General features: G+C 70.5%; 18 protein-coding genes and 2 pseudogenes. 14 read left to right on the top strand and 6 right to left on the bottom strand.

Annotated features, from left to right (window positions below):
- Nucleotides 1–925: 925 nt before the first annotated feature.
- Both ACZ4Z3_RS14075 and ACZ4Z3_RS14080 read right to left on the bottom strand, forming a co-directional pair.
- Nucleotides 926–1,630, bottom strand: a complete 705-nt coding sequence (locus ACZ4Z3_RS14075) for a CBS domain-containing protein (RefSeq protein ID WP_468501438.1) — start codon at nucleotides 1,628–1,630, stop codon at nucleotides 926–928.
- A gap of 37 nt (nucleotides 1,631–1,667) precedes the next feature.
- Complete coding sequence (locus tag ACZ4Z3_RS14080) at nucleotides 1,668–2,132, bottom strand: cyclic nucleotide-binding domain-containing protein (RefSeq protein WP_468501189.1); 465 nt, start codon at nucleotides 2,130–2,132, stop codon at nucleotides 1,668–1,670.
- A gap of 201 nt (nucleotides 2,133–2,333) precedes the next feature.
- Between ACZ4Z3_RS14080 and ACZ4Z3_RS14085 the strand changes: the two genes are divergently transcribed.
- From ACZ4Z3_RS14085 to ACZ4Z3_RS14110, 6 genes and pseudogenes are all read left to right on the top strand, one after another.
- Nucleotides 2,334–3,245 carry a universal stress protein gene (locus tag ACZ4Z3_RS14085; RefSeq protein WP_468501190.1) on the top strand — a complete coding sequence of 304 codons (912 nt, stop codon included), beginning with the start codon at nucleotides 2,334–2,336 and terminating at the stop codon, nucleotides 3,243–3,245.
- A gap of 252 nt (nucleotides 3,246–3,497) precedes the next feature.
- Nucleotides 3,498–4,907, top strand: a complete 1,410-nt coding sequence (locus ACZ4Z3_RS14090; protein WP_468501439.1) for an APC family permease — start codon at nucleotides 3,498–3,500, stop codon at nucleotides 4,905–4,907.
- 30 nt (nucleotides 4,908–4,937) lie between these two features.
- Nucleotides 4,938–6,152, top strand: coding sequence for an arginine deiminase (locus tag ACZ4Z3_RS14095; protein WP_468501191.1), 1,215 nt, complete (start codon nucleotides 4,938–4,940; stop codon nucleotides 6,150–6,152).
- Nucleotides 6,153–6,169: 17 nt separating this feature from the next.
- A complete protein-coding gene (argF, locus tag ACZ4Z3_RS14100) occupies nucleotides 6,170–7,171 on the top strand; it encodes an ornithine carbamoyltransferase (protein WP_468501192.1) in 1,002 nt (333 codons plus the stop codon).
- Nucleotides 7,172–7,174: 3 nt separating this feature from the next.
- Nucleotides 7,175–8,098, top strand: coding sequence for a carbamate kinase (locus ACZ4Z3_RS14105; RefSeq protein WP_468501193.1), 924 nt, complete (start codon nucleotides 7,175–7,177; stop codon nucleotides 8,096–8,098).
- A 93-nt stretch (nucleotides 8,099–8,191) separates the two neighbouring features.
- Nucleotides 8,192–8,557: pseudogene (locus tag ACZ4Z3_RS14110) on the top strand (pyridoxamine 5'-phosphate oxidase family protein).
- A gap of 425 nt (nucleotides 8,558–8,982) precedes the next feature.
- On the opposite strand, the gene ppdK reads toward ACZ4Z3_RS14110, so the two are convergent.
- On the bottom strand, nucleotides 8,983–11,670 hold the full coding sequence (gene ppdK, locus ACZ4Z3_RS14115; RefSeq protein WP_468501194.1) for a pyruvate, phosphate dikinase: 2,688 nt from the start codon (nucleotides 11,668–11,670) through the stop codon (nucleotides 8,983–8,985).
- A gap of 289 nt (nucleotides 11,671–11,959) precedes the next feature.
- On the opposite strand from ppdK, the gene ACZ4Z3_RS14120 reads away from it, so the two are divergent.
- Nucleotides 11,960–12,652: a response regulator gene (locus ACZ4Z3_RS14120; protein ID WP_468501440.1), complete on the top strand. Its 693-nt coding sequence runs from the start codon at nucleotides 11,960–11,962 to the stop codon at nucleotides 12,650–12,652.
- 18 nt (nucleotides 12,653–12,670) lie between these two features.
- Here ACZ4Z3_RS14120 and ACZ4Z3_RS14125 read toward each other — a convergent pair whose 3' ends face one another.
- From ACZ4Z3_RS14125 to ACZ4Z3_RS14135, 3 genes are all read right to left on the bottom strand, one after another.
- On the bottom strand, nucleotides 12,671–12,826 hold the full coding sequence (locus ACZ4Z3_RS14125; RefSeq protein ID WP_468501195.1) for a hypothetical protein: 156 nt from the start codon (nucleotides 12,824–12,826) through the stop codon (nucleotides 12,671–12,673).
- Entirely contained in the window at nucleotides 12,823–13,020 is a 198-nt protein-coding gene (locus ACZ4Z3_RS14130) for a hypothetical protein (RefSeq protein ID WP_468501196.1), read from the bottom strand. The genes ACZ4Z3_RS14125 and ACZ4Z3_RS14130 overlap by 4 nt, the downstream gene beginning before the upstream one ends.
- A gap of 330 nt (nucleotides 13,021–13,350) precedes the next feature.
- A complete protein-coding gene (locus ACZ4Z3_RS14135) occupies nucleotides 13,351–13,935 on the bottom strand; it encodes an Rv1733c family protein (RefSeq protein ID WP_468501197.1) in 585 nt (194 codons plus the stop codon).
- A gap of 442 nt (nucleotides 13,936–14,377) precedes the next feature.
- On the opposite strand from ACZ4Z3_RS14135, the gene ACZ4Z3_RS14140 reads away from it, so the two are divergent.
- The 7 genes and pseudogenes from ACZ4Z3_RS14140 (at nucleotide 14,378) to ACZ4Z3_RS14170 (ending at nucleotide 21,750) form a co-directional block, all read left to right on the top strand.
- Nucleotides 14,378–15,760: a GAF domain-containing protein gene (locus ACZ4Z3_RS14140; RefSeq protein ID WP_468501198.1), complete on the top strand. Its 1,383-nt coding sequence runs from the start codon at nucleotides 14,378–14,380 to the stop codon at nucleotides 15,758–15,760.
- A 38-nt stretch (nucleotides 15,761–15,798) separates the two neighbouring features.
- Entirely contained in the window at nucleotides 15,799–17,322 is a 1,524-nt protein-coding gene (locus tag ACZ4Z3_RS14145; protein ID WP_468501441.1) for an aldehyde dehydrogenase family protein, read from the top strand.
- Nucleotides 17,323–17,413: 91 nt separating this feature from the next.
- Nucleotides 17,414–17,740, top strand: a pseudogene (locus tag ACZ4Z3_RS14150) (DUF779 domain-containing protein); the annotation flags it as partial.
- 69 nt (nucleotides 17,741–17,809) lie between these two features.
- Nucleotides 17,810–18,823: a zinc-dependent alcohol dehydrogenase gene (locus tag ACZ4Z3_RS14155; protein WP_468501442.1), complete on the top strand. Its 1,014-nt coding sequence runs from the start codon at nucleotides 17,810–17,812 to the stop codon at nucleotides 18,821–18,823.
- 58 nt (nucleotides 18,824–18,881) lie between these two features.
- On the top strand, nucleotides 18,882–19,997 hold the full coding sequence (locus ACZ4Z3_RS14160; RefSeq protein WP_468501199.1) for an NAD(P) transhydrogenase subunit alpha: 1,116 nt from the start codon (nucleotides 18,882–18,884) through the stop codon (nucleotides 19,995–19,997).
- Complete coding sequence (locus tag ACZ4Z3_RS14165; protein ID WP_468501200.1) at nucleotides 19,994–20,329, top strand: NAD(P) transhydrogenase subunit alpha part 2; 336 nt, start codon at nucleotides 19,994–19,996, stop codon at nucleotides 20,327–20,329. Before ACZ4Z3_RS14160 ends, ACZ4Z3_RS14165 begins: the two co-directional genes overlap by 4 nt.
- A gap of 5 nt (nucleotides 20,330–20,334) precedes the next feature.
- Entirely contained in the window at nucleotides 20,335–21,750 is a 1,416-nt protein-coding gene (locus tag ACZ4Z3_RS14170) for an NAD(P)(+) transhydrogenase (Re/Si-specific) subunit beta (protein WP_468501443.1), read from the top strand.
- Nucleotides 21,751–21,891 lie beyond the last annotated feature (141 nt).

Genomic DNA, 21,891 nt, shown 5'->3' on the forward strand with positions numbered 1-21,891 from the left:
AGGGGGGGCGCTGACCTCGATCGTCCGCCCGGCGCGGTCCGCTGCCGCCGGGCGGACGACTGTGCGGCCGGTCGCCACGGAAACGAACCCCACCGCGAAAGGACGCGCGGGGCGCGACGGGTGGGAACGGACGGCGAGGTGGCGAAGGCTCGCCTGGGTCATCCGGTGGCGGCCTGGGCGGGTATCGCTTCGGACCCGGAGTGGGGCACGGTGCTAAAAGTGGGTGCGCGGCAGGGCGATTGGATATGGGTGAGCTGGAGCGAGACGGTGGAGATGGTCGCAGCCGTGCGCGTGTGCCCACCGAGGTCCTGCAATCGCTCGAGGAACGGCGGCCAGAGGCCGGCGCGCACGGCAGTGGCGTGTAATCCGAAGAGCCCACTTGACCGATCATCGTGGTGACGCACCCGTGTCCTTGGTCTTGCCGTGCCCGTTGAACCGGTGACACGGCACGTGCACGTGTCGGCGGCCTTGCCCTGCCTCCCCGGCGCGGGTCGGGCCGCACCCCTTCACCGGGCGCACCGGCCGGTGACGGCGGCCCCGGGACGTCATGGTCATGAGATCCGGGGCCGCTGGACAGCTGGCGACTGGCTTTGGTGTGGGCCAGCCGGGATGCCCGCTGCCGCGGTCTCCGCCGGGGCTCGGGCCACTGCCCGTCCAGAGCTCGCCGCACCGTCCGCCAGACGACGTTGTACTTGCGCTGCAAAACCCGCTGGGCAGCCCGCTTTCCGTTCCGTACCGCTGGATGCTCCATTCCCCGTGCAGCACTCGGCCGCCCCCGATCGGTGATGCGGGGACGGCGGCGAGCGTGTGCCTCCGCCGTCGCGGGCGGAGGCAGGGGTGGGGGCGCGAGGTCGGCCTGATCGCGGGGCCGGTCGACCCGTCGGCACAGGACAGGGGCACCGTCTCGGCCGCTTGCGCCCCGGGTTCATGCGGGCGAAGCGCTCTCCTCGTGTCCCGGTGAAGGCCTGGAGGGGGCGACGGAGAGGCCGGGATCGGAGAGGTCGAAGGTCACGTCCACGACCCCTTCGACGGCTCGGACCAAACGCGCCGCCACGGGTACCAGGGACGTTTCCCGGATGCGGCCGCTGAGCGTCACGATGCCGTCCCGCACCTCGACGCGTACGGCGGACGGCGGGGCGGGGAAAAGGTACGACACGACCTCGCGCCGTACCTGCTCGGCGATGTCCTCGTCGTCCCGCAGGAACACCTTGAGCAGGTCGGCGCGGCTGACGATGCCCTGCAGCATGCCCAACTCGTCGACGACGGGGAGCCGCTTGACCTTGGCGCGGGCCAAGGTCCGCGCGGCCTGTGCGAGGGTCGCGTTCGCGCGGACGGTGAGGGCCGGTGAGGTCATCAGCTCCCCGGCAGTCACCGAGCCGGCCTTCGCGAGGTCGGACAGGCGCTGCAGTTGTGTGGACCGGTCGGGGTCGCTGTCGCGGAACTCCTCCTTGGGCAGCAGGTCGGCCTCGGAGACGACGCCGACGACCCTGCCCTCGCCCTCAAGGACGGGCAGGGCGCTGACCTTCCACTCCTGCATCAGCCGCACGATCTCCTTGAAGTTCGCGTCGCGGCCGACGGCGACGACCGTCTGTGTCATCACGTCGCTCACGATGTGAAGGGCGCTGTCCATCATGTCTCCCTGTGGTGTCGGTTCGTGCGTGGGCCGGTCACCGGAGACTGCCGCTGCCATACGGTGCGTACAGGTCCAGCAACCTGGTACGGGCGGAGTGCAGCCGGTGGGCGAGCACGTCACCCACCCACATCGCGACCGTCCGCCCCAGGTCGGGGTCGTCCGCGCACATCGAGCGGACCGCGACGGCATCGAATTCGTACGCCCGCACAGGGGTCACGGCCTCCGCCCCCATGTGCCAGGAGTGCGGGGCGAACAGCCAGGACCAGCCGACGAGTTCGTTGTGCCGCAGGGACTCGATCACGGCCGGCTGACGGCCCGGCACACGCATGTCCAGCTCGATCGTGCCCGTACGGATGATCCAGAAGCGGTCTGCGCGTCCGCCCTCCTCGAACAGCCGGGTTCCCTGGGGGAACGACACCTCCTGGGGGAGCCGCATGAGCCGCTGCCGGTGCTCGGCGGGCAGGGCCTGCAGCATGGTGGCTGTGAGGGGACCGGTCATGACGTGCCTCCAAATACGTGCCCAGGGACCCACCGCTTCCAGCTTGTTCGCGCCGCGCACCTCGAACCATGGGCCAGTGGGCCCTGGGATGGGGCCGGTCTGCAATCAACGAGAGCCCTTCGGCGCACTGCGTCGGAGACGGGCGCGGTGTTCGCTGGCCGTCGGAAGAGCAGACAGGGCTGGATGCAGGAGGTGCCCACCATGAATCGACACGTCGTCGCTGGAGTCGATGGAACCGCGGCGAGTCTCGCGGCCGCACACTGGGCAGCGAGGGAAGCCCGGCGTCGCGGTGTGCCGCTGCGGCTCGTGCACGTATGGCAGTGGAGCCCGCGTCCCGCCGCCTCCGTACCGCTCGGCACCACTCAGGTCGGGTGGGCCACGCAGACCCTGGACGACGAGGTCGGCAGCGTCCGCGCCGCGCACCCCGGGCTGCAGATCGACGGTGAACTGGTGAAGGCCGACTCCACGGTCGCCACACTGGCCGAAGCGGCCGCGGACGCGGACCTGATGGTGCTCGGCTCCCATGGCCTCGGCGGCTTCGCCGGGTTCGTGCTCGGCTCGGTCTCCCAGCGGGTCGTCGCCCGGTCTCCGCGTCCCGTGGTGCTCGTCCGCGCGGGCCAGGCGCCGGCGGGTGAACACCTGGCGGCCGTGGACGGCGTGTCACCCGAGGAGATCCCCGAAACGCCCTACCGTGACGTGGTCCTCGGACTGGACACCCGCCACCCCTGCGACGAACTGATCGAGTTCGCCTTCGAGTCCGCCCGCCGCCGCGACGCCAGGCTGCACGTGATCCACGTCTTCAGCGCGTCGTCCGAACTCACCGAGGACAGCCGGTCCGAGCCCGTGCCCGGACCGGAACTGCTCGCCGCGCAGGAACGCACCGTCGTCGCGACGCTGCGCCCGTGGTGCGAGAAGTTCCCCGGTTTCCCTGTCGTCGAGACCGTGGCCGAAGGCCGGGTCACCGCCGGACTCGTGCGCGCGTCGACTGGGGCCTCCCTCGTCGTCGTGGGCCGCCGGACGCGGGACGGCCGTCTGGGCAGTCACATCGGTCCCGTCACGCACGCGGTGCTGCACCACGTCGGCTGCCCGGTCGCCGTCGTCCCGCACAACTGAATCCACACGTCGACGCGACTCCTGAGGCGAGTGAGCCTCCGGCACTCGGGACCAATGGGCCAAGAGGGGGACTTGTGGCCACTCACCCTGGTCGCCGTGGAGCAGAAGGATCAATCGCGGATCGACTCCCTCTCTGCGATCAACCCAAGGAGCACAGTCATGTCCGCGCCCCTCAAAGGATCCGAAGCCGCCGACGACGGCGCACCAGCCGCCCCGAGGGCGGCACTTGGCCTTCCCGCGGCCTCCGCGCTCGTGATCGGCAGCATCATCGGAACCGGGGTCTTCGCCCTGCCGTCGGCCCTCGCCCCGTACGGGCCCATCTCGCTCGTGGCGTTCGTCGCCGTCACGCTCGGCGCGCTCGCGCTGGCCGTGACGTTCGGGGCACTGTCGAAGCGGGTCCCGGCGAGCGGCGGGCCGTACGTCTACGCCCGTGAGGCCTTCGGGGAGTTCGCCGGGTTCCTCAACGCCTGGTCGTACTGGATCACCGCGTGGGCGGGGAACGCCGCGATCGTGGTGGCCTGGGTCGGCTATGTCGAGGTGTTCGTCAACACCGGGCACAGGACCGGGATCTCGATGCTCATTGCCCTGATCGGCCTGTGGATCCCCGCTGCGATCAACCTCACCGGTGTGCGAAACACCGGCGCATTCCAAGTGATCACCACCGTGCTGAAGTTCGTGCCGCTGGTGTTCATGGCCACGATCGGGCTGTTGTTCATCGACTCGGACAACTTCGGCGCCTTCAACGCCAGTGGCCGGTCGGCGTTGGGAGCGATCTCCGCCGCCGCGGCCATCGCCCTGTTCAGCTATCTCGGGCTGGAGGCCGCTTCCGTGGTCGCGGGCCGCGTGCGCGAGCCGGGCCGGAACGTGCCACGCGCCACCGTGTACGGCACGCTCGTCTGCGCTGTCATCTACATCCTGGGCACCCTCGCCGTCTTCGGTACCGTCTCGCACGGCGAACTCGGCGCCTCCACCGCGCCGTTCACCGACGCCGCGAACAACATCTTCGGCGGCACCTGGGCGGGCGACGCGGTCGCCGTGGCCGCCATAGTCTCCGGTATCGGCGCCCTCAACGGCTGGACCATGCTGTGCGCGGAGATGCCGTACGCCGCCGCTCGCGACGGACTCTTCCCCGGGACCTTCGCCAAGCTGCGCGGAGAGAACGGCGTCCCGGTCTTCGGCATCGTCGCCTCGACCCTGCTCGCCTCGCTGATCACCGTGGTCAGCTACACGCGCTTCGAAGACGTCTTCACCAAGATCGTCCTCCTGAGCGTGCTCACCGCCGTGATCCCGTACCTGTTCTCCGCCGCCGCCCAGCTGTACTGGCTGCTGGTACGCGGCCGGGAAAGCCTGAAGCCGAGGCAGCTGGCCCGGGACGTCACCGTCGCCGCGCTCGCGATGGCCTTCTCGTACTGGTCGATCCAGGGCAGCGGCTACCAGACCGTCTACTACGGGCTGTTCGTGCTGCTGCTCGGCCTGCCGGTTTACGTCTGGCTGAAGCGCGACCGCGGTGAGTACGGCGAGACGGTGCCCGCACAGCCGGTGGCCACGGTCCCTCAGGCACGGGCGCCCGAGACGCCCATAACGGCCAAGGGGAGCTCTCGGGGGAGGCGGAGGTATCGCACCGGCGGCGCCCCGCAGTACACGCCGCGGCACCACGACTGACCACGTCCGTACGGCCCGAGGAAGTCCGCCATGAACACCTTCCACGTCGACTCCGAGGTCGGCCGACTCCGCCAGGTGATCCTCCACCGCCCCGGTCTCGAACTGTCCCGGCTGACCCCGCGCAACGTCGACGCCCTGCTCTTCGACGACATCCTGTGGGCCAAGCGTGCCCGGGAGGAGCACGACGCCTTCGCGCAGGTCCTGCGCGACCACGGCGCCCGCGTGCACTACTTCGCCGACCTGCTGGCCGGGACACTGGACGTGCCGGACGCCCGCGACTGGCTCCTGGACCGCGTCGTCACACCCGCGAGCGTCGGCCCCTCCCTGGTGGACCCGGTGCGTGAGCTGTGCGCCGAACTGGACGCGGAGACCCTCGCCGGCTACCTGATCGGTGGCCTGCTCAAGAGTGACCTGCCGCTCGCCACCCCGCACAGCCTGGTCTGGAGCGCGCTGGACGCCGAGGACTTCGCTCTCGCGCCGCTGCCCAACCACCTCTTCCCCCGCGACAACTCCTGCTGGGTGTACGACCAGGTGTCGGTCAACCCGATGGCGAAGCCGGCCCGGCGGCGCGAGAGCCTGCACGCCGAGGTCATCTACCGCTTCCACCCGAGGTTCGCCTCCGCCGCGCCGGCGCCGATCCTCGACGGCGCAGTGGGCACCCTCGAGGGTGGTGACGTCCACGTCCTCGGAAACGGTGCCGTCATGGTCGGCATGGGGGAGCGGACCACGGCCCAGGCCGTGGAGAACCTGGCCGCCCGGCTCTTCACCACCGGCACGGCGAACCGGCTGGTCGCGGTCCAACTCCCCGCCGCACGCGCCTATATGCACCTGGACACCGTGCTCACCATGGTCGACCGCGACGCCTTCACCATCTATCCGGGCCTCGCCGACTCCCTGCGCTCCTGGACGCTCATCCCCAGCACCGTCCATGAGGCCGGTTTCGAGGTGATCCCCAACTCGGATCTGGCCTCCGCTCTGGCCGAGGCCCTCGACCTGGACAAGGTCCGGATGCTCTCCGCGCCGCAGGACATCCGGGGCGCCGAGCGTGAGCAGTGGGATGACGGCAGCAACTTCCTCGCCGTCGCCCCGGGCGTGGTCATCGGCTACGAGCGCAACGTGACCACCAACACCTATCTGCGCAAGCAGGGCATCGAGATCGTCACCGTCGCCGGCGCCGAACTGGGCCGTGGCCGCGGCGGACCGCGCTGCATGAGCTGCCCGGTCGAACGCGACGCGGTTGCCTGACCGAACGGAGGGCCACCATGGCCATCGACCTGCGAGGCCGCTCCTACCTGAGCGAACTCGACTTCACCGCCGCCGAGATCCATCACCTCCTCGACCTCGCCGCCGACCTCAAGGCCGCCCGGCGCGGCGGCACGGAGCGACCACGCCTGACCGGCAGACACCTCGCGCTGATCTTCGAGAAGACCTCCACCCGCACCCGCTGCGCCTTCGAGGTCGCTGCCGCCGACCAGGGCGCCGCGACCACCTACCTCGGTCCCGGCGACACCCACATCGGCGCCAAGGAGTCCGTCGCCGACACCGCGCGCATCCTTGGCCGCATGTTCGATGCCATCGAGTACCGCGGCTCAGCCCAGTCGACCGTCACGGAACTCGCCGCCCACTCCGGTGTCCCCGTCTACAACGGTCTGACCGACACCGCGCACCCGACCCAGAGTCTGTGCGACGTCCTCACCATGCGCGAGCACACCCGCAAGCCTCTGCCCGAGATCGCCTACTGCTACCTCGGGGACGCCCGCAACAACATGGGCAATTCCCTCCTGGCCATGGGCGCCCTCCTCGGCATGGACGTACGCATCGCCGCGCCCGCCGGGCTGTGGCCGGAACCCGCACTGGTCACCGCCTGCCGCTCGCTCGCCGAGCGGAGCGGGGCCCGGATCACCCTCACCGAGGACGTCGAAACGGGCGTACGTGAGGCCGACTTCCTCTACACCGATATCTGGGTCTCCATGGGGGAGCCGCCGGAGACCTGGGGGAATCGCATCGACCTGTTGCTGCCGTACCAGGTCAACGACAAGACCGTCGCGGCCACCGGCAACCCGGACGTCAAGTTCCTGCACTGCCTGCCGGCCCTCCACGACCACCACACCCGGCTCGTCGAGGAAGTGCTCCACAACTACGGCCCGGACGCACTGGAAGTCACCGACGAGGTCTTCTCCTCATCCGCCTCCATCGTCTTCGACCAGGCGGAGAACCGGTTGCACACCATCAAGGCCGTGCTCGTCGCCACCCTGGAGGACTGAACCATGCGCATCGTCATCGCCCTCGGCGGCAACGCCCTGCTGCACCGTGGCGAACGCCCTGACGCGGCCGTGCAACAGGCGAACATCGACCGGGTCGCCACGGCCGTCGCCGCACTCGCGCACGAGCACGAGGTCGTCCTCACTCACGGCAACGGCCCGCAGATCGGCCTCCTCGCCATGGAGAGCGCGTCTGATCCCGCGCTGAGTGCCCCGTATCCGCTGGACCTGCTCGGCGCCCAGACCGAGGGCATGATCGGCTCGCTTCTGGCCCGCAGCATGTACAACGCCCTGCCCGGCCGCAAGATCGCCGCTCTGGTGACCCACACTCACGTGCGGGCCGACGATCCGGCCTTCGCGCGGCCCACCAAGTTCGTCGGGCAGGTGTACCCCCGGGACGTCGCCCGGTCACTCGCCCGGAAGCGCGGCTGGCACATCGCCCAGGACACCACCGGCTGGCGCCGGGTCGTCGCCTCCCCGTCACCCCAGGAGATCGTGGAGACCGACACCATCCATGACCTGCTCGCTTGCGGAGCGCTGGTCGTCTGCGCCGGCGGCGGGGGCATCCCCGTCACCGCCGACCGCGACACCGGCGCGCTGTACGGAGTGGACGCGGTGGTCGACAAGGACCTCACCGCGGCCCTGCTCGCCGAGGACCTCAAGGCGGACTTACTGCTCATCCTCACGGACGTTCCGAACGTCTACGCCGACTTCGGCACCCCGGACCAGCAGCCCCTCCTCGACGCCACACCCGACGACCTGCGCCGTGGCAGGTTTCCCGACGGTTCGATGGGTCCCAAGACGGAGGCCGCGGCCCGGTTCGTCGAACGCACGGGTGGCCTGGCCGCGATCGGTGCACTGGATGCGGCATACGAGATCGTCCATGGCAGGTCGGGCACGCTCGTCCGCCCCGATCTGACCGTCGGCTGACGTCTGGCGGAGCGGGGAGGCCCGACACAGGCCGCTCTCCGGCACGGTCGGGACCGATGGGCCCCCACGGTTCGTCCTCCTCCCGCCCGTGAGCTGGAGTGGCAGGAGTGCCTCCCGCCTGCCGGCGAAGGCGCCCGTCGGCCGTATCGTCCACACGCGCCGGGCCTTGCCCGCGGTACTGCCGGTCGACTTCTTCCCGGACACCGATGGTGCGATGTTGCTGTGCACCTCGGCGGCTTCAGAACCGGTCCGTGCGATCGTCGGCGCGGTGGTCGCCTTCGAAGCCGACGAGATCGACGCGTCTGGGTGCCCTGACCCGATCCGCTCTTCGTCCGCATCGAACCCGAACTGGTCACCGGGGGTGAACTGATCGGCGGTCGCACCCTGTACGGACTGGATCTCCGCTTCCCGGCGGCACCGCCGAGCGTTCGTGGGCCACGCCCAGCCCGACGACGCTGACCGCTTGCCGTGGAGGGCGGAGCCGGAGCGCGAGAGTGAGGGCACCGTGCCCGCCGTCGTCGGCATCAGCGGTGGTGTGGGCTGACAGGCCTGCTGTTCGCCGAGCATGTCGACCGATCCGTTCGTCGACTACCACGTCATCTACACCGTCGTTCTGATCGCCCTCGCAGCCCGGGCGCCGGCGCCAGCTGGAGTCTGGGCAGGGCCTGGGCGCAGCTGTGTTTCGTCAGCCGAAGCCGTTGGCGCAGTGACCTCCCAGTGCTCGTCGGAGCCCATCCGTGCCCCGATCCTCGCCTGAGGCGTGCTTCTCGGGTGGGGCTGTCGTCGGTACGGCACTTCATCCCCCGTACGACCCCTGAGGGCTGCGGCACGGCCGGGCCCCGCCCCCAAGCCGCTGAGGCCAAGGGGCGGGGCCTGGACGCGCGTCACCGGCTGTCGCTGCCCCGGGTCCCCGACAGCGCGGCTCGTCCGGCCTCCAGGCGGGCCACCGGGACGCGGAACGGGGAGCAGGAGACGTAGTCCAGTCCCTCGCCGTGGAAGAAGTGGACCGAGTCGGGGTCGCCGCCGTGTTCGCCGCAGACCCCGATCTTCAGGTCCGGCCGCGTCGCGCGGCCCTCGGCGACGGCGATCCGGACCAGCCGGCCCACGCCCTCCCGGTCGAGGGTCTCGAACGGTGAGGTGCTGAAGATGCCCTTGTCCAGGTAGGCGGAGAAGAACTCGGCCTCGACGTCGTCGTGGGAGAAGCCCCAGGTGGTCTGGGTGAGGTCGTTCGTGCCGAAGGAGAAGAACTCCGCCTGCTCGGCGATCCGGGCCGCCGTGAGCGCGGCGCGAGGCAGCTCGATCATGGTGCCGACCGGGCATGTGACGGGAACACCGGTCTCCGCGGAGACCCCGGCCAGCACCCGTCGCACCTCGTCGCGCTCGATCCGCAGTTCCTCGACGGCGCCGACGAGCGGCACCATGATCTCGGCCTTTGGGGAGCCTCCGACCCTCGTGCGTTCGACCACGGCTTCGGCGATGGCCCTCACCTGCATGGCGACCAGACCCGGCACCACCAGGCCGAGGCGGACACCGCGCAGGCCGAGCATCGGGTTCTCCTCATGCATGTGGCTCACCGCGTCGAGCAACTCGGCATCGTGCGGGTCCGGGAGGTCGCCCCGGGCCTCCGCGGTGGCGATGCGTACGGCGAGTTCGGTGCGGTCGGGCAGGAACTCGTGCAGCGGCGGGTCGAGGAGGCGGATGGTGACCGGCAGGCCGTCCATCGCCTCCAGGATGCCGATGAAGTCCTGCCGTTGCAGGGGGAGCAGGGCGGCGAGCGCACGCTCGCGCGTGAGGTCGTCGTCGGCGAGGATCATCTCCTCGACCAGTCGGCGGCGCTCGCCGAGGAACATGTGCTCGGTGCGGCACAGCCCGATGCCCTGCGCGCCGAACCGCCGGGCGCGCGCGGCGTCCTCGGGGGTGTCCGCGTTGGCCCGCACCTCCAACCGTCGTGCGCCGTCGGCCTGTTCCAGGGCACGGGCGACTGCGGTCACCACGCCCTCCGACCGCTCACCGGTCTCCAGGTACCGCATGACCTCGGAGTCGACCAGCGGGGCCGCGCCCGGGTACACGGCCCCGGCGGAGCCGTCCACCGAGATGACCGTTCCCTCCTCGACGACAGTGCCGTCACGGGTGGTGAAACGCCGCCGCTCGATGTCGACCGTGAGTTCCTCCGCGCCGCACACGCAGACCTTGCCCATGCCGCGGGCCACCACGGCCGCGTGGCTGGTCTTGCCGCCCCGGCTGGTCAGCACGGCCTGCGCGGCGACCATGCCCGGCAGATCGTCGGGGGTGGTCTCCTGGCGTACGAGGATCACCCGCTCGCCGGCCGCCGCCCGCCGTACAGCCGTGGCGGAGTCGAAGACCGCGGCACCTACCGCGGCGCCCGGCGAGGCGGGCAGACCGTGGGCGAGCGCCTCACCGGTGGCCGAGGCGTCGAAGCGGGGGAACATCAGCCGGGCCAGCCCCTCCCCACTCACCCGTACCAGCCCCTCGTCCGGGGTGATGAGCCGCTCGTCGACCAGCTCCGCCGCGATGGTGAACGCGGCTTCGGCGGTGCGCTTTCCCACTCGGGTCTGCAACATCCAAAGGGTGCCGCGCTCGATGGTGAACTCGATGTCGCACAGGTCCCGGTAGTGGTTCTCCAGGGTGCCCATGTGGGTGAGCAGCTGCCGGTACGACCGTGTGTCGAGACGTTCCAGTTCGGCCAGGGGCACGGTGTTGCGGATACCGGCGACGACATCCTCGCCCTGGGCGTTGGGCAGGTAGTCGCCGTACAGGCCGGGGCGGCCGGTGGCCGGGTCGCGGGTGAAGGCGACGCCGCTGCCGGAGTCGGGGCCGAGGTTGCCGTACACCATGCGCTGGACGGTGACGGCGGTGCCCAGGTCGCCCGGGATGTGCTCGCGCCTGCGGTACAGGCGGGCGCGGTCGCCGTTCCAGGACTGGAAGACCGCGAGGACGGCCCGGCGCAGCTGTTCGGCGGGGGACTGCGGGAAGTCCTCGCCGGTCTCGTCGTGGATCAGGTCCTTGTACGTCTCCACCAGCTGGGCGAGATCGCCGGCGTCCAGGTGCACATCGTCTTCGGCGCCCCGGAAGTCCTTCAGTAGCGTGATGGCCTGCTCGAACAGCGCGGAGTCGACCCCCATGACCGTACTGCCGAACATCTGGACCAGGCGGCGGTAGGAGTCCCAGGCGAACCGCTCGTTGCCGGACACCTTGGCCAGCCCCAGCACGGAGTCGTCGTTCAGGCCGATGTCCAGGACCGTCTCCATCATCCCGGGCATGGAGAACCGTGCCCCGGAGCGCACGGACAGCAGCAGCGGATCGTCGGGCTGACCCACACGGCGCCCGGCGGACTCCTCCAGCGCGGCCAGGTGGCCGGAGACCTCCCGGGACAGTCCCTCGGGCTCGGCACCAGTGGCCAGGAAGGCCCGGCAGGCCTCGGTGGTGATGATGAAACCGGGCGGCACGGGCAGGCCGAGCCGGGTCATCTCGGCCAGGTTCGCGCCCTTGCCGCCGAGCAGGTCGGCCATGTCACGGCCGCCCTGGTGGAAGTCGTACACGTAACGGACCATGGTGTCGCGCTCCTCAGCCTCATAGGGCAGTTCTGTGGCCTTCCAGCGTCGAACGGGTACCCGCCGGGAGGGAGGTGCCGGATGTCCCGTCCGGTGGGCCGGTCGGCCCTCAGCCACCCCGGACCTGCTTGCGTAAAGCCCGGCAGCGGGGAATCGGGACTGCCCGGGCCGTTACGCTCTGAAGCGGGAAGGATCCCCGGCTGGGAGCCGAGAACCCGTGGCGGGTTGACATCGGCGCACGCCCGCATGATCCCAGTGCATGATCACGACGTACGACGAGGAGTATTCGATGGCGGACAGCGAGCAGCCCGGCGCCGAGAGCCCGATCCGGGTCTTCCTGCTGGACGACCACGAGGTGGTACGGCGTGGGGTTCGCGACCTGCTGAACGACGAGCCGGACATCACCGTGATCGGCGAGGCGGCCACCGTCGAGCAGGCCATGGTGCGGGTTCCCGCCCTGCGTCCCCAGGTCGCGGTGCTCGACGTCCGACTGCCCGACGGGGACGGTGTGACCGTGTGCCGGGAGCTGCGCTCGCACATGCCGGAGCTGGCCTGTCTGATGCTGACCTCGTTCGATGACGAGGAGGCGCTGCTGGACTCGATCATGGCGGGGGCGTCCGGGTACGTGCTGAAGCAGATCCAGGGCTCCGACCTGGTGTCGGCCGTACGCACGGTGGCCGCGGGCCAGTCCCTGCTCGACGCCAGCGCCACCACCAAGCTGATGGCCCGGCTGCGCGGCGAGCAGACCAAGGAACCGGAACAGGATGCTCTGCCGGACCTGACCGAGCGGGAGCGGGAGATTCTGGCACTGATCGGTGAGGGGCTGACCAACCGGCAGATCGGCCAGCGGCTCTATCTCGCGGAGAAGACGGTGAAGAACCACATCTCCCGTCTGCTGGCCAAGCTCGGTGTCGAGCGGCGCGTCCAGGCCGCCGTCATCGCCTCACAGGCCCGGGGCCGGGCCAAGCAGGACGGGCACTGACACCTGCGTCGGGGCGTGCTAGCCGGCGCCCTGGATGTGGAAGTTGAAGTCGGTGTGGCCGAGGGTGCTGTAGAGGCGCAGCCAGATCGGCAGCAGCATCTCGGCGCCTCGGGCGGTCTCGATGCCACCGAGGTCGATGACGCTGCTCTCGGGCCACCCGAAGGAGACCATCATCTCGGTGACCTGCCTCTCGGCACCGTGTCCTCGCCGGAGACAAAGATGTTGTGGGCTCCGGAGAGGCGGTCGGGCTCGACCATGAGGCGGCAGTTCATGGTGTTGAGGGTCTTCACGACGCGGGCGTCGGGGAAGGCACGCTGGACCTGTTCGTGGAGGCTGTCGGTGGTGACCGGATTCAGCGGGGGCGGCATTCCCCGAGAGGGGTCGAGCGGGCTGGCGATGTCGATGAGGACCTTTCCCGCCAGGTTCGTGCTGCCTGCGGCGTTCAGGGCTTCGAGCGTGACGGTGCCCGCGGTGGCGTTGACGACCCTCTGCCGAGGGTGGCGGTTTCGGCGAAGGACCGTAGCTCCACGGTGGGGTGAGCCGCGTTCCAGGGGATGGGCCGATGCGTTCCCGGCCGCCCACGGCCATCCAGGGCGGGGAGCCTGAAGCAGAGCACCAAGGCGGGGAGCCCGAAGCAGAGCAGCGGCCCCGGCCGGGGCAGGTCCGGGTCGCGGCGAACGCGCGTCACCGACGGGCCGTCATGTGTGCCGGTGGCCCCGGTGCGCGTCGAACGCGGCCCAGTCCCGTTCCCACTGCGCCCATCGGCGCCGGTCCAGCCGTACCCGGGCGGCCCACCGGAGGCCCAGTACCAGGAGAGCCGCACCCACCGCGGCGGACGTACCGGTCACTACTCCTTGTGCCCTGGCTTGGGCGGGGGTGGGTGGCGCGGGGTGAACACGGTCGGACGCGTCGAGCCACACCGTCGTCCGTGAGCCGGCCTTGCGGCCCGCTGCCACCAGGGCCGTCCCGGTCCTGGAGGAGCCATCCGTCGTCCACCGCACGGCCGCACGGACGAGTTCGTCGTCCGCCGGGCCCGAGAACCGCGCCACGGTCGCCGCGGGGGCGTCCTCGACGAGTTTCGCGGTGACGTGATGCAGTCCTTGGGACTCCGTGAGCGCGGAACGCTCGGCGACGGCAGCCGCGGTCACACCTACCGTCGGCGCGGCGAACAGCACCGCCGCCACTGCAGCCAGCCCGACCCAGGCTTCGGCGACGTCTGAGCGGCGCTTGAGCGGGTTGCGCCGCCAGCGCCACAGCAACACCTTGCGGCACCGTTTCAGCATGCGTGCATCCCTCCGTGCGCGACGGGCGAGAACTCCATGCCCGGTACGGTGACGGATCCGCGAACCGTGGGCACAGAGGCCAATGGGCCGTCGCGCTGAGAGCCGTTCGGCCCCATGAGAGGCAACGGCACGCAGAGGAGCACGAGGCGCAAGGCCCCAACGCGCCCTCAACCTTGACCGGTTGTCCCTCCTGAATATCTTCCGTCCGACTGACCATGGAATCAGGTGCGGGCGTCGGCTTCGGGTAACTGTGAGGGGCTCCCCGTCCCCCCAACCGGGACGGCCCTCGCGCCGTCGGCTCTTCCCAGGCCCGCTGGCCCTTGGCGCTGGTCCGCGGCAGGCCGAACGGCCCCTGAGAAGGGGGCCGTTCGGCCTCTACAACGCGCCACCGAGTGCTGGTGATGGTGTGACCCAACCGGAAGCAAGGCACGAGGGAGGTGCCATGGACACTTCCACCGCTGCCTCGACATCCGCCTCCAGCCCCATTTCCACCTCCACATCCGCCTCTGCGTCCGCGCTGCGCACCGTGCACGAGCAGTTCGTGACCTCGCTCGGCACGCCGTCAGCGTCAGGAGTGCGGCGTCTGGTGGCCGACTCGTGGAGTCGCTGCACGGCGTGCGGCGTACGGCCCGACGGCAGTCGTCTGCCGCCCCTGTTCAGGACATCCGAGGAGCTGGCCGCGTACCGGCGGGGCCATCCGCTTGCCGCCGTACTGCACCTGTTGCGGGAGCTGTTGGGAGCCGGTGCCGCCGATGACGGGCACCTCTTCGCGGTCGGTGACGCCGACGGGACCCTGCTGTGGGTAGAGGGTGATTCCGCGGCCTTGCGGCGCGCCGAGCGGATGCACTTCGTGGCGGGGGCCGTGTGGTCCGAGGCGCAGGCCGGGACCAACGCCCCGGGCACGGCGCTGGAGGTCGGACAGCCCGTTCAGATCGTGGCCGGCGAGCACTACAACTCTGCCGTGCATGACTGGTCGTGCGCCGCTGCCCCCGTGCGCGACCCCGGCACCGGGCGCCTGCTCGGTGTGGTCGACCTTTCCGGGGGCGCCACCATCGCCACGCCACCCGCCCTCGCCGCGGTGCGCGGAGCCGCGCTGCTGGCCGAGGCCGAGCTCGCCCGTGCACTGCCAGTACCGCCGACTCCGCTCGGCCCGGACGGGTGGGTTCCGCACGCGTCCTCCGTCGGATGTGGGGCGGGTGCAGGGCTGGCCGCACTGGGCCGGGACTGTGCCCTGCTGGAGAGCGCCGGGCGCGTCCACCGGCTGAGCCCGCGCCACAGCGAGATCGTGGTGGCGCTCGCCCTGGAGGGCCGGGGCGTGCACGGCGACCGGCTGGCCGTGGACCTGTCGGAGCGGGAGGTGCCTCCTTCGACCCTGCGGGCCGAGATGACCCGGCTGCGCGCGGTGCTCGGCCCGGCCCTGCTCGGCTCGCGACCGTACGCGCTCCTCTGCCCGGTGCGCACCGACTTCGGGGAGGTCTCGGCGCTGCTCGCCGAAGGGCGGGTGGACGAGGCGCTGGCCCGCTACCGCGGCCCGCTGCTGCCGCGCTCCGAGGCACCGGCCGTCGTCGAGCACCGGCGGGCCCTGGAGCAGCAGTTGCGCGGTGCCGTCCTCGGCAGTGGCGATGCCGGGCTGCTGCGCCGCTGGGTGAACGCGGCCTGGGGCGCCGAGGACTCGCTCGCGTGGCTCACGCTCGCCCACAGACTGCCGGGCGGCTCGGCGCAGCGTGCTGCCGCGGCAGCACGGGCCCGCGGTCTGGATGCCGCATCAGATCTTCAGCCGCAGGCCGGACGACATGCAGCGGTGTTGCAGCGTTCCCGCTCCTAGCGTGCTGAGCATCACCACAACCCTCGCGAAAGGTGACGATCATGACGTACGAGCATCCGGGTGCGACGGGCAGCCCCGTCGACGTCTCGCCCCGCTACGAGAACTTCATCGGCGGCAAGTGGCAGGCGCCCACCACCGGTGAGTACTCACCCAACCTGAGCCCCGCCACCGCCAAGCCGTTCTGCGAGGTCCCCAAGTCGGGCCCCCAGGACATCGAACTCGCCCTGGACGCCGCACACGCAGCGAAGGACAAGTGGGGCGAGGCGTCCACCGCTCAGCGGGCCGCAGTGCTGAACAAGGTGGCCGACGCCATCGACGCCCACCGCGAGGAACTCGCCGTCGCCGAGAGCTGGGACAACGGCAAGCCCGTCCGTGAGACCCTCGCCGCCGACATCCCGCTCGCGGCGGACCACTTCCGCTACTTCGCGGCCGCGATACGCGCCGGGGAGAGCTCGATCACCGAGATCGACAAGGACCTGATCGCCTACCACTTCCACGAGCCGCTGGGCGTGGTCGGGCAGATCATCCCGTTCAACTTCCCGCTGCTGATGGCCGCGTGGAAGCTGGCCCCGGCGCTCGCCGCGGGCAACGCCTCGGTCCTCAAACCGGCCTCGCCGACTCCGTGGTCGATCCTGAAGCTGATGGAGGTCATCGGCGACATCCTCCCCGCCGGTGTCGTCAACGTCGTGAACGGCCCGGGCGCCGCCATCGGCAAGGCGCTGGCCACCAACAAGCGCATCGCCAAGGTCGCCTTCACCGGAGAGACCACCACCGGGCGGCTGATCATGCAGTACGCGTCCGAGAACATCATCCCGGTCACCCTGGAACTGGGCGGCAAGTCGCCGAACATCTTCTTCAACGACGTGGCCGCCGAGGACGACGACTTCCTGGACAAGGCCGTCGAGGGACTCGTGCTGTACGCGTTCAACAAGGGTGAGGTCTGCACCTGCCCCTCCCGCGCCCTCATCCAGGAGGACATCTACGAGGAGTTCATGGGCCGCTGCCTGGAGCGCATCCGCGCCATCAAGCAGGGCAACCCACTCGACCCGACGACCATGATCGGCCCCCAGGTCTCCCGTCAGCAGGTCGAGAAGATCGGCTCCTACGTCGAGATCGGCCTGAAGGAAGGCGCCGAGCTCCTCGTCGGCGGCCACCGCCCCGTCATCGGAGGGGAGCTCGCGGACGGCTTCTTCTACGAGCCGACCGTCCTGAAGGGCCACAACAAGATGCGGGTCTTCCAGGAGGAGATCTTCGGTCCCGTCCTCGCGGTCACCACCTTCAAGGACGAGGCCGAGGCGCTCGAGATCGCCAACGACACGCTGTACGGTCTCGGGGCCGGCGTGTGGAGCCGCGACACCGGACGCACCTACCGGATGGGCCGCGCCATCAAGGCGGGCCGCGTCTGGACGAACTGCTACCACCAGTACCCCGCGGGTGCCGCGTTCGGTGGTTACAAGGTCTCCGGCATCGGTCGCGAGACGCACAAGATGATGCTCGAGCACTACAGCCAGACCAAGAACCTCCTGGTCAGCTACGGCACCAAGCCGCTCGGGCTGTTCTGAGCGGACCGCCGGGTCCACCAGTCCCTGCAGTCCTGCACCAGTCCCTGCAGTTCCCGCACCAGTCCCTGCGGATCCGAAGAGGTGCACCGACATGCCCGCGACGCTTCACAACGGCAACGCCGGGCGCGTCACCGCCACCCGGGCGGCGCACAAGGCCATCGCGGCCCTGCGCGCCGCCCATGGCAGGCCGGTGATGTTCGTCCAGTCCGGCGGCTGCTGCGACGGCAGCGATCCGATGTGCTTCCCCGGCGGCGAATTTGCCCTCGGCGAGGGCGACATGCTGCTCGGCGTCCTGGACGGCTGCACCTTCCACATCGACGCCGACCTGTACCAGGCGCTCGGCCGCCCGCGCCTCGTCCTGGACGTCGAGGAGGGAACACCGGGCGGCTTCTCCCTCGCAGCAGGGGACGGGCTGCGCTTCGTCACCCACATACAGGACCCGGACGAGACCCGGGCCCGAACACACCCGCCATCCGAGGAGCTGATCATGAAGGCAGCAGTCGTCACCGACTTCGGCAAGCCCCTGGAGATCCAGGAGCTGCCCGTCCCCGAGCCCGGCCCCGGCCAGGTGCTCGTCCGCATGGAGGCCTCCGGCCTCTGCCACACCGACATCCACGCCGCCCACGGCGACTGGCCCGTCAAGCCGCAGCCGCCGTTCACCCCCGGCCACGAGGGCATCGGCCCCGTCCAGGCCGTCGGCGCCGGCGTCTCCGAGGACCTGATCGGCAAGCGGGTCGCCATCCCATGGCTCGGCTCGTCCTGCGGCACCTGCCGCTACTGCGTCTCCGGCTGGGAGACCCTCTGCGAGAGCCAGGTCAACTCCGGCTACTCGGTGGACGGTTGCTACGCCGAGTACGCCGTCGCAGACGCGGGCTCGGTCGTCCAGGTCCCCGACGGCGTGTCGTCCTTCGACGCGGCACCGCTGACCTGCGCCGGCGTCACCACGTACAAGGCCATAAAGGTCGCGAACGTGGTCCCGGCCGAACGGGTCGCCGTCTTCGGCATCGGCGGCCTCGGCCACCTGGCGGTGCAGTACGCGCGACTCGTCGGCGGCTTCGTCACCGCCGTCGACCTCGAACCGGACAAGCTGGGCCTCGCCCACAAGCTCGGCGCGGACCAGATCGTCAACGCCCGCACGCACGACCCGGTCGAGGAGATCAGGCAGGCCGGCGGGGCGGATGTGGCCGTGGTGCTGGCCGCGAGCGCCAAGGCCTTCGAGCAGGCCTACCGGTCCCTGAACCGCGGCGGGCGCCTGGTGATGGTCGGACTGCCCGCCGACAACGCGTCGATCAACGTGCCGATCTTCGAGACCGTGCTCGGCGGGATCTCCGTCATCGGCTCCATCGTCGGCACCCGCCAGGACCTGGCCGAGGTGTTCGCGCTGCACGCGGCCGGACGCACCCAGGTGATCGCCGAGCAGCGGCGCCTGGAGCAGGTCAACGAGTCCTTCGACGAGGTCCTCGGCGGACGGGCCGAAGCCCGGCTCGTCTTCGAGTTCTGACAGTTCTGCGGCCCGGCATCCACCGGATCGACCGGGCCACAGGGAGAGGCAACAGATCATGGGAACCGTCACCGTAGGTGCCGTACGGGAGCGGGCGCCCGGCGAACGCCGTGTCGCCCTCGTCCCCGAGGCCGTAACCCTCCTGCGCCGAACCGGACTCGACGTCCTGATCGAGACCGGAGCAGGATCCGGCGCCTGGTTCACCGACGCCGAATACGCCGACGCCGGCGCGACCGTCGTCACCCCCGACGAGCTGTACGCACGCGCGGACGCCGTCCTGTGCGTCGGCCCGCCCGACCCGGAGGCCGCAGGGGCGCTGCGCGCCGGGCAGACCCTGATCGGTCTGCTCCAGCCGCTGCGGCACCCCGCCCTGGTCGAGGACATGACCGGGCGCGGCGTGCGCACGGTGAGCCTCGATCTGCTGCCCCGCACCCTCAGCCGCGCCCAGTCCATGGACGCACTGACCTCCCAGGCCGCCGTCGCGGGCTACAAGGCGGCCCTCCTCGCGGCCGACTCCTATGACCGCTTCTTCCCGATGCTGACCACCGCCGCGGGCACCATGCGTCCCGCCCAAGTCCTGATCCTCGGTGCCGGAGTGGCAGGACTGCAGGCGATCGCCACCGCCCGCCGCCTCGGCGCCGTCGTCTCGGCGTACGACGTACGCCCCGCATCCCGAGGGGAAGTGGAGTCGCTGGGCGCCCGGTTCCTCGACATCCAGGGCCCGCCGGAAGCGGAACAGGGCACCGAACTCGGCGGCTACGCACGGGAGTTGACCCAGCAGGAACAGCGGGCCCAGCGGGAGGCACTGGATACGCACATCGCTCGCTCGGACATCGTGATCACCACGGCGCAGGTGCCGGGCCGCAAGCCGCCCCTGCTGGTGACCGCGGCCGTGGTCGAGCGGATGAAGCCCGGCTCGGTCGTCGTCGACCTCGCCGCGAGCGAACTCGGCGGCAACGTCGAGGGCTCCGAACCCGACAAGACAGTCGTCCTGGACGGCGGAGTCACCCTCATCGGCGCCGGGCATCTGCCCTCCGCCATGGCGACCGCCGCATCCACGGCGTACGCCCGGAACCTCGTCGCGCTGCTCGGGCACCTGGTGCGCGACGGGGAACTGAACCTCGACCCGGCCGACGAGATCACGGCCGCACTCCTGGGAGGAGGCTCCTCATGAACAACCTCGATCTCCTCACCGCGATCACCGTGTTCGTCCTGAGTGTGCTGGTCGGCATCGAGGTCATCAGCAAGGTCCCCGCGACCCTGCACACCCCGCTGATGTCCGGTTCCAACTCGGTGCACGGCATCGTCGTCATCGGCGCGATGCTGATCGCGGCCGAGTCCCACACCTGGCTCGGCTACGTACTCGCCTTCGTGGCCATGGCCTTCGGCGCCATGAATGTCGTCGGCGGATACGTCGTCACGGACCGGATGCTGGAGATGTTCAAGGCGAAGCCGGCCGCCGAGAAGAACCAGTCCGCCGAGAAGAACCAGAAGGCGGGGGTGTGACCGTCATGGACACCGTCTCCAATGCCGTCCACTACCTCTTCCTGGCCGCGGCCGCCTGCTTCGTGATGGGCCTGCACCTGATGAACCACCCGCGCACGGCCCGCCGCGGCAACACTCTCTCCGCCGGGGCCATGGCCGTCGCCATCGCCGCCACCGCGTGGCTGATCCTGGACGAGAACGTGATCAGCACCACCGGATGGCTCGTCCTGACCTCGGGCGGCGTCCTCGGGGCGGCCCTGGGCCTGTGGGCCGCCCGCGAGGTCCAGATGACGGCGATGCCCCAACTGGTCAGCCTCTTCAACGCCGTCGGCGGCGGAGCGGCCGCGCTCATCGCGGTGGGCGACCTGCTCCAGACCGATCACCCGGCCGCCCTGGGCGCACGTGTCTCGCTGCCCGGCGCGCTGGACATCGTCATCGGGGCGGTCACGTTCTCCGGGTCGCTGATCGCGGCGGGCAAGCTGCAGGGCGTCGTGTCCGGGGCACCCGTGGTCTTCCCGGGCGCACGGCTGCTGAACGTCCTGCTGCCGGCCTCCTTCGTCGCCGGCACGGTCTGGCTGGTGCTGGCACCGGACAGCCGGGTCGCGCTGTACGGGCTCGTGGCGGTCGCGCTGCTCTTCGGCGTGACGATGGTCCTGCCGATCGGCGGCGCCGACATGCCGGTGGTCATCTCCCTGCTGAACGCCTTCACCGGTTCGGCGGTCGCGATGGCCGGCTTCGTGCTCGACGAGACCGCGCTGATCATCGCCGGCATGCTCGTCAGCGCCTCGGGCGGCATCCTCACCAAACTGATGGCCGACGCCATGAACCGTTCCATCGCCAACATCGTGATCGGCGGCTTCGGCACCGGCGACAGCGCACCGGCGGCGACCGGATCCGGTGCGCCGGCCCAGGTGCGGTCGATCTCCGCGGACGACGTGGCGATCCAGCTGGCGTACGCGAGCAAGGTCATCTTCGTCCCGGGCTACGGTCTGGCCGCCGCCCAGGCCCAGCACGAACTCGGCGACCTCGCCAAGGTGCTGACGGACCACGGCATCGACGTCAGCTACGCGGTCCACCCGGTCGCGGGCCGCATGCCGGGCCACATGAACGTGCTCCTGGCGGAGGCCAACGTTCCGTACACCCAGCTGAAGGAGATGGAGGACGTCAACCCCGAGTTCCCGCAGGCCGACGTCGCCCTGGTCATCGGCGCCAACGACGTCACCAACCCGATCGCGCGCCGCCCCGGCAACGCGATCTCCGGTATGCCGATCCTCGATGTCGACCAGGCGAAGAGCGTGATCGTCATCAAGCGCTCGATGGGCCACGGCTACGCGGGCGTCGACAACGAGCTCTACACCAACCCCAAGACCGGCATGTTCTTCGCCGACGCGAAGAAGGGCTTGTCCGAACTCAAGGCGGTCGTGGGGGAGTTCGTCGGCTGACATCAACACGCACGCGGTCGGTGCAGGACCACAGGACCACAGGACCGCCAGGGCCGCAGGACCGGGGCCATGCTTTCGGGCGTGGCCCCAGCGCGTTGTCGCGGGCCGCGTGACCGCCGGGTTGAGGTTGAAGGGGCCCAA

This window comes from Streptomyces sp. NPDC030296, from assembly GCF_055572815.1.